Source organism: Thermococcus sp. (assembly GCF_027052235.1).
In the GTDB taxonomy this organism is placed as follows: domain Archaea; phylum Methanobacteriota_B; class Thermococci; order Thermococcales; family Thermococcaceae; genus Thermococcus.
The window spans coordinates 1-12,085 of record NZ_JALUFF010000043.1; the positions used below are offsets into that span (position 1 = coordinate 1).

At 49.6% G+C, this 12,085-nt stretch carries 13 protein-coding genes; 5 read left to right on the forward strand and 8 right to left on the reverse strand.

Features of this window, described 5'->3' with window-relative positions; translation table 11 throughout:
* Nucleotides 1-17: 17 nt before the first annotated feature.
* Together MVC73_RS04655 and MVC73_RS04660 are read left to right on the forward strand one after the other, a co-directional pair.
* On the forward strand, nt 18-1,199 hold the full coding sequence (locus MVC73_RS04655) for an MFS transporter (protein WP_297507571.1): 1,182 nt from the start codon (nt 18-20) through the stop codon (nt 1,197-1,199).
* 13 nt (nt 1,200-1,212) lie between these two features.
* On the forward strand, nt 1,213-1,485 hold the full coding sequence (locus tag MVC73_RS04660; RefSeq protein ID WP_297507545.1) for a hypothetical protein: 273 nt from the start codon (nt 1,213-1,215) through the stop codon (nt 1,483-1,485).
* Between the two features lie 179 nt (nt 1,486-1,664).
* On the opposite strand, the gene MVC73_RS04665 is transcribed toward MVC73_RS04660, so the two are convergent.
* The 6 genes from MVC73_RS04665 to MVC73_RS04690 all read right to left on the reverse strand — a co-directional run bounded on the left by MVC73_RS04665 (nt 1,665) and on the right by MVC73_RS04690 (nt 9,068).
* Nucleotides 1,665-3,218, reverse strand: a complete 1,554-nt coding sequence (locus MVC73_RS04665) for a glycoside hydrolase family 5 protein (RefSeq protein ID WP_297507548.1) — start codon at nt 3,216-3,218, stop codon at nt 1,665-1,667.
* A gap of 84 nt (nt 3,219-3,302) precedes the next feature.
* Nucleotides 3,303-4,262 (reverse strand): ABC transporter ATP-binding protein, encoded by a 960-nt coding sequence (locus tag MVC73_RS04670; protein ID WP_297507551.1) that lies wholly within the window; start codon nt 4,260-4,262, stop codon nt 3,303-3,305.
* Nucleotides 4,259-5,230, reverse strand: coding sequence for an ABC transporter ATP-binding protein (locus MVC73_RS04675; protein WP_297507554.1), 972 nt, complete (start codon nt 5,228-5,230; stop codon nt 4,259-4,261). The genes MVC73_RS04670 and MVC73_RS04675 overlap by 4 nt, the downstream gene beginning before the upstream one ends.
* On the reverse strand, nt 5,230-6,153 hold the full coding sequence (locus MVC73_RS04680; RefSeq protein WP_297507557.1) for an ABC transporter permease: 924 nt from the start codon (nt 6,151-6,153) through the stop codon (nt 5,230-5,232). Before MVC73_RS04680 ends, MVC73_RS04675 begins: the two co-directional genes overlap by 1 nt.
* On the reverse strand, nt 6,154-7,155 hold the full coding sequence (locus MVC73_RS04685) for an ABC transporter permease (protein ID WP_297507560.1): 1,002 nt from the start codon (nt 7,153-7,155) through the stop codon (nt 6,154-6,156). It abuts the gene before it with no gap.
* Nucleotides 7,156-7,202: 47 nt separating this feature from the next.
* Nucleotides 7,203-9,068, reverse strand: coding sequence for an ABC transporter substrate-binding protein (locus tag MVC73_RS04690; protein ID WP_297507562.1), 1,866 nt, complete (start codon nt 9,066-9,068; stop codon nt 7,203-7,205).
* Nucleotides 9,069-9,231: 163 nt separating this feature from the next.
* Between MVC73_RS04690 and bgaS the strand changes: the two genes are divergently transcribed.
* Genes bgaS through MVC73_RS04705 form a run of 3 tightly spaced genes read left to right on the forward strand, consistent with a single transcriptional unit; the run spans nt 9,232 to nt 11,475 of the window.
* On the forward strand, nt 9,232-10,767 hold the full coding sequence (gene bgaS, locus MVC73_RS04695) for a beta-galactosidase BgaS (protein WP_297507574.1): 1,536 nt from the start codon (nt 9,232-9,234) through the stop codon (nt 10,765-10,767).
* Entirely contained in the window at nt 10,767-10,979 is a 213-nt protein-coding gene (locus MVC73_RS04700; protein WP_366938931.1) for a hypothetical protein, read from the forward strand. The genes bgaS and MVC73_RS04700 overlap by 1 nt, the downstream gene beginning before the upstream one ends.
* Before the next feature lie 22 nt (nt 10,980-11,001).
* Nucleotides 11,002-11,475 carry a type II toxin-antitoxin system VapC family toxin gene (locus MVC73_RS04705; protein ID WP_297507579.1) on the forward strand — a complete coding sequence of 158 codons (474 nt, stop codon included), beginning with the start codon at nt 11,002-11,004 and terminating at the stop codon, nt 11,473-11,475.
* Here MVC73_RS04705 and MVC73_RS04710 read toward each other — a convergent pair.
* Complete coding sequence (locus MVC73_RS04710; protein ID WP_297507565.1) at nt 11,464-11,691, reverse strand: hypothetical protein; 228 nt, start codon at nt 11,689-11,691, stop codon at nt 11,464-11,466. The two genes, MVC73_RS04705 and MVC73_RS04710, sit on opposite strands and share 12 nt — an antisense overlap.
* On the reverse strand, nt 11,688-12,085 hold a 398-nt coding region (locus MVC73_RS04715; RefSeq protein ID WP_297507568.1), incomplete at its 5' end, for a hypothetical protein. The genes MVC73_RS04715 and MVC73_RS04710, both read right to left, overlap by 4 nt.

The window sequence follows — 12,085 nt, forward strand, 5'->3', positions numbered from 1 at the left end:
AAGCTGATGGTGAGGACATGCGCTGGAGCGAGATTCCGAGGGGCGCTAAAGCCTACATCCTCTACCACACGCTCATTTCTCCGGGCCTGATAGTCTGGATACTCTTCCCGCTCTACCTCATGGAGACTGGCTACTCGATTCTGGAAGTCGGGGCGTTCTTTACCGCTGTAAACCTCGCCTCGATTCCCCTAACTTACCTCTTCGGCAGGGCCTTCAACCGCTGGGACATAAAGAGGGGCCTCATCGCGATTGACGTTCTCGATGGAGTCGCCTACGTTTTGTACGGCCTCGCCAAAGGTGCTATCGCTCCGGTTCTGCTCTTCACCGGGAGGACGATAGAAAAGCTTTCAATGATGCTCTACCCTCTCTACCGGGCCTACGAGCAGATAATCTATCCCGAGGACAAATACGAGGAGATATTCGCCTGGCATCTCAGATTGCCTGAAATGTCCCAGGCACTTACGTTTCCAGTGATGGGCTACGTTCTGGGTTACGTCTACCCGGGCCCCGAAAGCTACCGCTGGGCCTTCATGCTCTTCGGCCTCTTCTCCGCTTTTACAGTCGCCTACATCCAGCTCTTCCTCCCGGCAGTGGGCAGGGAGGAGAGGCTAACACCGGAGGGCTTCACCTTCAAGGCGGGTGATTTCAGGCTCTTCCTGGCTGTTGAGGCTTTGCTAACTCTAGCCTGGGCTCTCGCTCCCGAGATAGTCCTAATCAACTACATCGCCTTCACCCTGAAGAAAACCGTCTTTGAGGTAACCCTTGTGGCTGTTGCCAGCAGTCTGGCCTCGATTCTGGGAACCTACGCCAGCGAGCGCGTTCCAAAGGAGAGGGGTTTTCAAGCAATGGCCCTCGGTATGTTCCTCAACGCTCTCTACGCCTTTTTGATGGCCTTGGCCCCACCGCTCTGGGCCGTTCTGGTCGTCCACGCGCTCGGTGACTTTGGTAATACCTTCTGGTTCCCCTTCTACCGCGCGTGGATGTTCAGGCTGATTCCAAAGGAAAAAGCCAGCGAGTTCCACGCGGCGATATCGAGCTACAGAAAGGTAATCGGCATCGTCGCGCCTATCGTAGCCGGTTTCCTTGCAAGTATACACGCAACGCTACCCTACGCGGTAAGTTTCGGGCTGTTCCTTTTGGCGGGAGTGATGTTCCAGTGGCTTGCGAGGAAGGGTATTTATTCGGGAACCGCGAGTTAGGGACGTGATATAAATGAGCGAGGTCGTGATTTCAAAGAGGGACGTGCTGGCTTACGAGAGGCTGAGGATAATCTCCGAGCTGGCACCCATACGTGAGAGGGTGAAAGCCTTCGAAAAGAAATACGGGATGACATTAGAGGAGTTTGAAAGGAAACTTACGGACTCGAAGGAATCCTTTGAGGCCTGGGGCGACTATATTGAGTGGAAGGCCTACGTCAGAAAGCTTGAAGAGCTGGAGAAGAGGCTGAAGGAGATTGAACATGCTGAGAGAGTTAGAATTGCTTGAGAAGAGCCCAGCAGTCCTTTCTAAGGGCTCGCCACTGAATAGGCGATATACCTTCCACTGGCGATATTTCATTACCGTCGGACATTCAGCTACAGAAAAGGTTATCGGAATCGTCGCTCCCTTCGGGGCAGTCTCCCTCGTGAGTTTCCACCCGATCATATCTTACGCCTAGCTTGGGTTCACCTGCTCATTCTTAATGCCACAAGATACATGAGAAAGGACAGGATAATAAAGATAACAGCAAGATGCACAACCGGGGATCGATAGAAGCGGTTTTTCCCTTCTGAAGAGATCTCTGGTACGGATGGTATAATGGACGATGTAACTGATGCGTTGCCCCCAATGACGTACAGTCTCAGCTCCTTCCTCATGGTCACGTTTCCTTTCTTGGCAACTATGTAAAACGTCGTGCTTTTAGTCAGCGTCACATTAATCTCTCCCTCACTTTCACGGGCAAAATTTGAATCAACGACCTTTCCGCTGGTGTACCAGTAAATCCTTACCTTCTCACCGTATCCTAGAACCGAAGTCGTTGTGTTGCTTTTCAGGATTATGTAGAGTGGTTCCTCAAATCTCGGGTTGGATGCCTTTATGAGGCGATAGATGACCCTCATTTTCTCCCAGTTCACGGTCTTCCAGTCGTCAAGGAATATTCCTCCTGTATCGCCACTCTCGGGGTTCAAGCACCAGTAAAAAAAGCTGTAGATCCTCTTTTTTATAAGCCAACTGACGAACGCGTCCTGCCACACCCTGTCCAGACCCTCGTATTTCCCGCCCCATTCGCCGATTGCAAGGGTGTAGTTTAAGTCTGTGAGATATCCGAAGTGCGCCTCCCATATGGCGGGCATATTCTTCGGAAAATCGGAGCTTTTGAAGTAGTCCATCATGTAAACGCTCGGCCCGTAAACATGGGGAGAATAGACTACCTTTCCTTTGGGCAATCTCACCGGGTATTTCCTCACTCCCATGAGGTTCTCGCCCCAGAAAGCCCACCATCTTCTTTCCTCCATCTCACGGTCTATACTCGGAACGTGGGTATACTGGGTTCCCTCAATGAATATAAGCCAATGGGGAGCGACCTTGAGTATCTCCCGTCCAGCCCTTTCAGCAAAGAGGCGAAAGTCCCTCTCGTCGTTTGTGCCCCAGCCGGCCTCACCATGGGGTTCGTTCTTGAGATCAGCACCGATGACGTTTGGGTACTTACCAAACTTTCTGGCAAGAAAGAGCCAATCCTGGATGTACATCTCTTCCGTGTAGTTTTTGGTGTACCAGAGAGGTTCTATCTCTTTACATCCTATCCTATGATAGTCGAGAAGAACGTAGAGCCCGATGCGATTTGAGTACTCCACTATCCTCTCCATAATCTCAAGGGACGTCAGGTTTCTGAGGTCGGGGTTTAGGGTGTAGTTTATCATTCCCGGAGCTGGCTTTGTCCCAGGCCGTATGGATTCACTGCAGAAGGGAAGCCTTAGGGCATTGAATCCCAGTCTTTTGATGTCATTGAGTATTTCCTTCCAGTTCCTTTTATCGAGTCCGTAAACCACGTGGTCCTTAAGCTCAAAACCGAACCAGTTGACACCGTAAAGGTAGAGAACTTTCTCCGTTCCGCTGGTGGTGTTCTGGGCAAAGATGAGACCGTTCCTGGCGGTGTAATTAACGGCCGTATAGGAGCTGGCGGAGACGTTCTGGATTGAGGGAGGTGTTAAGACCAGCGTGATGACTAAGAGGCTCAACCAGAAAGAAAAACCGGGGGAAGGCAACCTCCCCCGGAACGAGTAGTTGCCACGGCCAGCGGCTGTCATCTTTATCAACCGGTATTATTTGTAAAGATGGCATGCAACCCAGTGGTTTTTCTCGACCTCAATCAACTCGGGACGAACCTTGAAGCAGATTTCCTTTGCTTTCGGACACCTCGGCGCATAACGACAGCCTTCCATCGCGTAAACAACACTCTCCTCCCTCTCAGGCGTTATCCTCCCGAACTCCCACTTAACGTTCAAATCCGGAACGCTCTCGAGGAGCATCTGGGTGTACGGATGGAGGGGATTGTGGAAGACCTTCTCGGTATCACCCCTCTCAACAATCGTCCCACGGTACATGATTATCGTCGAATCACTGATGTAATAACCCAGAGCTAAATCGTGAGTAATGAAGATAACGGAGGTTCCGTATTTATCCCTGAACTCACCTAGAAGGTTGAGAATATCAACCCTTGTACTGGCATCGAGCATTGAAACGGCCTCATCTGCAATAAGGAGTTTTGGCCTCAAAAGCAAAGCTCTAGCAATGAGAATCCTCTGGAGCTGACCACCGCTCAACTGATGAGGATACTTCCCCCGAACTTCCGCGGGATTAAGGCCAACATCCCTCAGGGCGGAGTCTATTAGCTCCTCCCTTTCCTCTCTTTTCAAATTGGGAAAGTACGAATCAAAGACCATGTAAAACGCACTGTCAACGATATGGAGCGGGTTGAAGCTCGCGAAGGGATCCTGAAAGACGGCCTGAACCTTTCTGTAGTAATCACTCTTGAGTCTCTTCTTGCTGAATGTCGTTATGTCTTCACTCTCAAAGAGAATCCTCCCCGAGGTAGGGATAAGGAGACGGAGGATGAGCTTTCCGACGGTTGTTTTACCGCTTCCACTCTCACCAACGAGGGAAACTATCTCCCCCGGCCTTATCTCGAAGCTAACATCATCAACGGCTCTAATCTCATAGCCACCGATTAAACCGGAGGTGAAGATTTTGGTCAAATGCTCAACCTTGAGGAGTTCGCTCATTGGTTCTCACCCCCAAGGAGATGGCAGGCGGCGTAGTGGTCCTCTCCAACTTTGACGAGAGGAGGCTCTTCTTCCCTACAGCGATCCATGACGTAGGGACAGCGGGTGTAGAAGCGACAGCCCCTCGGCGGGTTTAGGAGGCTTATTGGATAACCCGGAATGCTCCGGAGCTTCTGCCTCTTGTAGTGGACGCCAAGGCGCGGTAGGGAATCTATGAGCATTCTCGTGTACGGATGGGCCGGGCTTTTGATGACGTCCTCCGTCGGGCCTATCTCAACCACCTTACCCGCGTACATCACCATAAACCTGTCGGCAATCTTGTCGAGCAAGGCTAAATCGTGGGTGACGAAGATGATGGACTTGACTATGCCCTCTTCCATGAAGTGGTGGAGGAGTTCTATAACGACACGCTGGGTTGTGACGTCAAGGGCTGAAGTCACCTCGTCCGCTATGAGTAAATCGGGATTGAGTAACGTGGAAACCACCATAGTCGCTCTCTGCCTCATTCCACCGCTGAGTTCGACGGGATACATGTCCGCAACCTTGGGCGAGAGCTTTACCATCGCCAGCCTCTCGCGGAGGAGCTTTTCAATCTCGTCCCTCTCAGTATATCCATGATCTTTAGCTAAATCCCATACGATGTCCCGGATTTTTTTGGTTGGATTCAACGCGTTCATTGCGTACTGTGGAATTATCGAAAGCTCAGTGTAGCGGATTTTTCTGGCTTCCTCCTCGCTGAGTTTCATCAGATCTTTTCCTTTGAAGAGGGCCTTTCCCCCCATGTGAACCATTGGGGGCTTTCGGAGAATAAGGGAGTGAACAAGTGTTGACTTTCCGCAACCGCTCTCGCCGGCTATTCCAAAGACCTCTCCCTCTTTGATATCGAAAGTTACGCCATCAACAGCTTTAACATGACCTACCGGAGTGGCGTAGTAAATTCTGAGATCCCTGACCTTGAGGATTGCCATTATTCCTCCCTCCGTAAGCGGGGGTTAAACACTTCATCGAGACCGGTGTTGATAAAATAAAGTCCCGTGATCAAGATGGCAATGACGAGACCCGGTGGAATGGCCCACCACCAGTAGCCGAGAGTTATCGCATTCCAAAGTACCGCCTGCTGAAGCATTATCCCGAGTGACATACCTCTAGTTGGACCCAATCCGATGAAATCCAGTCCAACAGCTGCAAGTATCGAACCTCCAAACTGGAGGATGAAGACCATGAAGACGTAGGATATCATATTTGGCATTATCTGACCAAAGATTATCTTGAGGTCACTGAGGCCCGAGAGCCTCGCTAAATGCACAAACTCCCTGTTTTTTAGCGATAGTGTCTGAGCCCTCACCGCCCTAGCAGTCCATGGCCATGCCGTTAGGCCGATTATGAGGCTCTCAATGCCAATTCCTCTGTAGGGGAGGTAAGCCGCTATGATTATCAAGAGGGCTATCGTCGGTATGACGAGCATTATGTTCGTGAGCATCATCAGTATCTCGTCAGTCCAGCCTCCCTTGTAGCCCGCGACAAAGCCTATTATCAGACCGAGGAGTGTGGCAAGGCCTCCAGCTGCAATTCCAATGAAGAGAGACGATCTCATTCCATAGGTTAGCTGTGCGTAGATGTCCCGCCCAAAGCTGTCCGTTCCGAGGTAATGGGTAACGTTTACAACACCCCCTGGGCCGTAGACGGTATCCTTGGACATGGGCGGAAGTGAGGGGGTTGTTGGCTTCGGAAAAACGCGGCTACCGAACTTGAGGGGATAATAACCCATGTTGTCAAAGGGTGTTACTAGCGGGCCCAGCAAGGCCAAGAGAGCCATGATAATAACTATTCCCATGCCAATCTTGAACTTGGTGTTCTTCACTGCGATTCGGAGAGTTCTTTTTAGTGACATTTAAGCTCCCTCCTCTGTATAACTCGCCCTAACTCTAGGATCTATAAATGCATAGAGCAGGTCTATCACGAAGTTGGCCGCCAGAACCGTCAGGATTATAACGAGAAATGCCCCTTGAATAAGGAAGTAATCTTGGTTCATTATTCCCTGCATCAGTATGTAACCTATGCCCGGATACGAAAAGACTACCTGAACTGTAACGTTTCCCGCTACCAAAAGACCGAGCTGAATGGCGAGTCCCGTAACCTGTGGAAGCATCGCGTTTTTGAATGCGTGTTTCATCAGCGTTCTGTTGCTTGCCCCAAGGGATTCCAGATAGCGAATGTAGTCAGCCTCCACCTCGTAAAGGATCATATTCCTCATCCCAATTGCCCACCCGCCAAGTTGGACCATAAAGAGGCTCAGGAAGGGAAGTATCCAGTGATAAAGGTAATCTTTTATGAACCTCCAGCTAAGGGAGGGAATTATACCGTAGCTGTAGGCCCCCGATATCGGGAACCATCCGAGCTTGAACGTGAAGAGATAAGACAGCAGAATTGCAAACCAGAAGTAGGGTGATGCCTGCAGGAAGTAGAAAACGGGCATTAAATAGCTGTCCAATTTTCGGTTTTTACCCGCTATAGCACCAAGCCAGTTGCCAACGAACCAGCTGGCCACGAGTGCCGGAAACAGAAGCGCAAGATCGTAGGGAATTGCATCCATTAAGATTTTACTCACGGGCTTGGGATAATAATAGATGCTTATTCCAAGATCACCATGGAGAACGGCGTTCCAGAAGGAGATGTACTGTTCCCACAGTGGTTTGTCAAGACCAAAGGCCTGAACGAAGTAGCTATGGAGGTATTTGGTCGCTTCAGGTAAAGTAGCAAACCTTGAGAGAAGAACTCCAATTGGATCCCCCGGCATTACCCTAGGGATTATAAAGTCTATCGTCACCGCAAAGAAAAACGTCAGCGTGTAAATGACTGTTTTTCGCAGGAGGTACCTTTTTATTCCTGTCATCTTGAATCCTCCTCAATTGTGAAAGGAAAAAAAGGAAGCTAAAACGATTACCTGCGTCTCCTCAAAAGTAGTGGAACTATTGCAAGGCCAAGTATCAAAGCGGGTCCGCAGATTCCACCCCCTCCCTGAGTCTTGGTAGCTTCTGAACTAGAACTGGAAGCTGCTGGAGACGGACTTGGGGTTGATGTTGAAGTTGAACTCTGTGTTGGGGTAGTCTTCACGGGCTTTATGCTCAAAAGAACCTTTATTCCACCCATCTGCCAGTAGTTCTGCCATGTTATTGGGAGCGCGTATGGGTTATGTTCCGTGGGCCAGTTAGTCCAGTACTGCGGGCTGGCTTCGAACCAAGCACCGTTATAAATGAGTGGTATGTACGGGAGATCCTTGAGGAATATCTCCTGAAGTTCGTGGTAGTACTGTATCTTCTTGTTCTCGTCTTTCTCTACGTTTATCAGGTGGAGCAACTCAGCCACGCGCTCGTTCTTGTACCTACCCCAGTTTCCTGAGTAGGTTGCCTTGCCAATCGGGGCGACGTTTGGGTCAAAAACCCAGTTGAACCACTGCCAGGGGGTTGCGTAAACCTGGCTTCCGAAGTTGTTGATGGCCATGTCAAACTGACCCTTGGTTATATCATCCCAGTACTTGCTGTAGTCTGGGAACTTTGGATCAACCCTAATTCCGACCATCTGAAGGTTCTCGCTTATAACCCTCGCCATCTCCATCCAGTCGGTCCAGCCGTAGGGGACCTCTATAGTAAATTTGAGCGGTTTTCCATCGGGGGTTTCCCTGTAGCCGTCACCGTTTATGTCCTTGTATCCGAGCTTATCGAGTATCTCGTTAGCCTTGGCCGGATCGTAGGTGAAACCGTATTCCTTAACTGCCTCAGGGTAGTATATCTTCTTGAAAACCGGATAGTCTATTAGCAGGCCGGTTGGATCAGCGGGTTTAACCTGATTCTGGGAGGCCCTAGCAGCTATCTCCTTCGGATTTATGGCATACGCCAACGCGCGCCTGAACTGCGGATCGTTGAGCGGTGCTTTCTGGTTGTTCAGAAAGAGGAAGGCAGTGTTTATTGGAAGGTGATACGGCTGTTTGTCGAACCACGTTACAATCCCGTATTGTGATTTGACGTCGGGAACGCCAGGAATGAAGAAGTTGCTCCAGTCAAGGTCGCCCTTAACGAGCATCGAGAGGGCAAGGTTGTTGCTGTAAACTATAACATAGACAATGTACTTCGGAGCTGGCTTTCCGTAGTATTTAATTCCCCACCAGTTGTCGTTTCTAACGAGAATAAACCTCATCTGGTCCGTGCGGTAGAGTTTGTACATTCCGGAACCAATCGGGTTCTCTGTGTTTGCGAAGCTCTCGGGTTTATCAATGCCCTGCCATATGTGCTTGGGTATTATAGCGATGTTGTATAGCCAGTACTTCCACTCCTCATAGTGAGGCTCGCTGAAAACGAAGTCCACTGTTCTGTCGTCAACAACCTTTACCTCTTTAAGCCATCCCCAGATGGGAGAGTAGCTCAAACCCTGATGTTCCTTGGCGTAATCAAAGGTGAACTTCACGTCTTCAGCGGTGAGGGGCTTTCCATCCTGCCAGGTTAGTCCCTTTTTGAGAACAACCCTATAGGTGTTGTCCGAAACCCACTTACCGCTCTCGGCCAGCCATGGCTCAAGTTTGTCTTGGAGGGGGTCGTAGAGGAAGAGAGTTTCATAAATGAGTCCTATGGTTCCGGTTACCGCGGCCCAACTAACGGTTGGGTTGAAGTTGTTTGGCTGGCTCCAGAGGCCACCACCAACGTAGAGGGTCTCCTCACGTGGAAGCTGAATTTGGCTGGTTGCCGTAGCTGATTGGCCAAAAATACTCAAAAAGAACATCCCAACAATCAAGGCCACAAGTAGTTTTCTCATTCACTACACCTCCAATACGGACGTCCTCGTGATATAACTAATCCCTATAACTTATAAGTTTTGCTGTGTATTATAAAATAAGCAGCTATCTTATAAATTCGGGAAATGTTTATAAGTAATGGAGTTGGGGTATATTTTAGGGAGAACGCGGGAGGCAGACACGATGTTCCCAGAGGATTTTTATTGGGGCGTTTCACAGTCCGGCTTTCAGTTTGAGATGGGTGATAAGTACCGGAGACATATAGACACAAACACCGACTGGTGGCACTGGGTTAGGGACAAAGACAATATCGAAAAGGGCCTCGTTAGCGGTGATCTGCCCGAGGAAGGAATCAACAGTTACGAACTTTATGAGATCGACCACGAAATAGCAAAAAAAATGGGTCTCAACGCGTATCGCATAGGAATAGAGTGGAGCAGAATCTTTCCATGGCCCACAAACTGCGTTGACGTTGATTATACTCTAGACAGATCACACGACCTAGTGGAAAGCGTTAAGGTTACTAAAAACACACTTGAGGAACTGGACGAGCTTGCAAATCACAGGGAGCTGTTATATTACAGGAGGGTCATATCAAGCCTTCGGGAGAAGGGGTTTAAGGTTATCGTGAACCTGAACCATTTTACCCTTCCCTACTGGCTTCATGATCCAATAACTGCGAGGGAGAAGGCGCTCACAAACGGCAGAAACGGATGGGTGAGCAAGAGGGCTGTAGTGGAGTTTGCGAAGTTTGCCGCTTACATGGCGTACAAACTCGGGGACATCGTTGACATGTGGAGCACCTTCAACGAGCCGATGGTTGTAGTTGAGCTAGGTTACCTCGCACCGTATTCCGGATTTCCGCCCGGGGTTATGAACCCGGAAGCGGTTAAGCTGGCAATGCTGAATATGATCAACGCCCATGCACTGGCGTACAGAATGATAAAGAAGTTCGACAGGAAAAAAGCAGATGGGGACTCCAAAGAAGCGGCGGAGGTTGGCATAATTTACAACAACATCGGTGTTGCCTATCCAGAAAACCCGAAGGACGAGAAAGACATTGAAGCGGCTGAGAAGGACAACTTCTTCCACAGCAGACTCTTCTTGGAGGCCATAACGTGGGGAAAGCTCAACGTTGAGTTCGATGGAGAAACGTTCGTAAACCTGCCGTACCTGAAGGGCAACGACTGGATTGGAATAAACTATTACACAAGGGAGGTCGTTAAGTGGCAGGATCCAAAGTTTCCAATGCTTCCTTTAATCTCGTTCAAAGGTGTTCCCGGGTATGGCTATGCCTGCAGACCGGGGATGGCCTCAAAGTCAGGAAACCCCGTAAGTGATATGGGGTGGGAGATCTACCCAGAGGGGATATACGATTCCATTGTTGAGGCCGAGAGATATGAACTCCCCCTCTACATTACTGAAAACGGAGTGGCTGATTCAAAGGACGTGCTGAGACCCTACTATATCGCCTCTCACTTAGCTATGGTTGAAAAGGCCATTGAGGAAGGGCACGAAGTCAAGGGATATCTCCACTGGGCCTTAACGGACAACTACGAGTGGCCTCTTGGATTCAGAATGCGCTTTGGTCTCTACGAGGTAAACTTAATAACAAAGGAGAGAAGACCAAGGAAGAAGAGTGTGGAAATTTTCAAAAAGATAGTATCCGAGGGAACAACAAGGGGATTGGCCGAGGAATTTGAAGTTGGGCAGGGGTGATGGCAATGAAGACCATAGCCGTTGACGAGGAAACATGGGAGGCGATAAAACAGCTTAAGGCCAAACTTGATGCGCGATCCTATACAGAGGTGCTGAAGAAGCTCATTGAAGTATGGCATTCCGTTGAACTCGACATGAAGGCCGAGAAGGTCTCGATAGACGATGATAAGGCAGAGATGATAATATCGTTGCTAGAAAATTCGGAAGACTAACCGGGGTGACTCCAACTTGAGGATGCTTCCTGAGAGGATATCCTTCGATCCCGTTTCCTTCCTCAAGATAACAAGAAAGCAAAACAAGGAGATACTAGAGTTCATTCTGGCTGAGTTTCAGGTCTACATCCCCCTTCCCTCTGCAAACTCCTACCTTATGACCAAGGCTCTGTTAAAAGGCGATGTTGAGAAGGAAGTAAAAACACTAAAAGAAGTTTTTAACGTTGTTGAAGTTTCCAACCAGCTGATGGTCAAGATGGCGGAACTAGGGGGAGCGTTTGTGAAAGAAGGGATTGTCCCAAACTTTTCGGATCTTATGACAGCTGCTTCCGCCATTCTAACAGAATCCCTGCTCGTGGCCAGTGACAAGAAGGTTAAGAGGTACGAGATGTTCTCCAAATACGGCTTGGATGTCATAAGTTATTCCAAATTTTTAGAGGAGATTGAAAGTCTCGTGGAAGAAGAGGCCAGAAAAGTTGCCAGATCACCCTTGTAGTTTTAGATCTTTCATCAGCTCTCTAAGATTAACCCCCTCCAGCGGGTCAAACTCTCTCACAAGCTCCTCGACGACCTCTTTCGGAAGGCCTCCGCTCTCAAGGCCCCTCCTAAAGGCCCTTCTACCCCGGTTTATCGCGCGGAGTATTCCTGCTGTCTGAAACGCTATCCTCGGAAGGTGAAAGAAGAGAAATTTGAGAAGGGAGCGGAGAATCAATCTTTCTCCCCCTTCACCTCAACTGGATGCTTCTTGCCCGGGTGTATCACTATACCCCCACCCTTCTTCGTGAGGAAGCTCTGGAAGGTTTCTAAGATTGTTTTGGCCGCGTTGATGCTTTCCATGTACTGCTTGGTCAGTTCAAGGGCGTCTTCCTTGTCCATTCCGGCCTCGACGAGGTTCTTGTAGAATTCGGCCACGCTCTTGCCCATAGCCTGCATCTTCTCAGGGCTGTAGAGCTCTTCGATGAGCTCCTTTAGGGGGCCCATTATGCTCTCGACCATAGGGCCGAGCTTGTCCATCAGTACCGCCACCTTATCGAGGTCTCTGTCGCCCTCGTAGGCCTCTATGAGGTCCTCGATGATGTCGACCTTCTTCTCAAGTACCTCAAGCT

Bases quoted from the DNA above. Each gene is read 5' to 3' on its own strand.
- MVC73_RS04675 (WP_297507554.1), bottom strand. From the start codon at position 5,230: ATGGCAATCCTCAAGGTCAGGGATCTCAGAATTTACTACGCCACTCCG.
- MVC73_RS04690 (WP_297507562.1), bottom strand. From the start codon at position 9,068: ATGAGAAAACTACTTGTGGCCTTGATTGTTGGGATGTTCTTTTTGAGT.
- bgaS (WP_297507574.1), top strand. From the start codon at position 9,232: ATGTTCCCAGAGGATTTTTATTGGGGCGTTTCACAGTCCGGCTTTCAG.
- MVC73_RS04660 (WP_297507545.1), top strand. From the start codon at position 1,213: ATGAGCGAGGTCGTGATTTCAAAGAGGGACGTGCTGGCTTACGAGAGG.
- MVC73_RS04655 (WP_297507571.1), top strand. From the start codon at position 18: ATGCGCTGGAGCGAGATTCCGAGGGGCGCTAAAGCCTACATCCTCTAC.
- MVC73_RS04705 (WP_297507579.1), top strand. From the start codon at position 11,002: ATGCTTCCTGAGAGGATATCCTTCGATCCCGTTTCCTTCCTCAAGATA.
- MVC73_RS04685 (WP_297507560.1), bottom strand. From the start codon at position 7,155: ATGACAGGAATAAAAAGGTACCTCCTGCGAAAAACAGTCATTTACACG.
- MVC73_RS04670 (WP_297507551.1), bottom strand. From the start codon at position 4,262: ATGAGCGAACTCCTCAAGGTTGAGCATTTGACCAAAATCTTCACCTCC.
- MVC73_RS04700 (WP_366938931.1), top strand. From the start codon at position 10,767: ATGGCAATGAAGACCATAGCCGTTGACGAGGAAACATGGGAGGCGATA.
- MVC73_RS04680 (WP_297507557.1), bottom strand. From the start codon at position 6,153: ATGTCACTAAAAAGAACTCTCCGAATCGCAGTGAAGAACACCAAGTTC.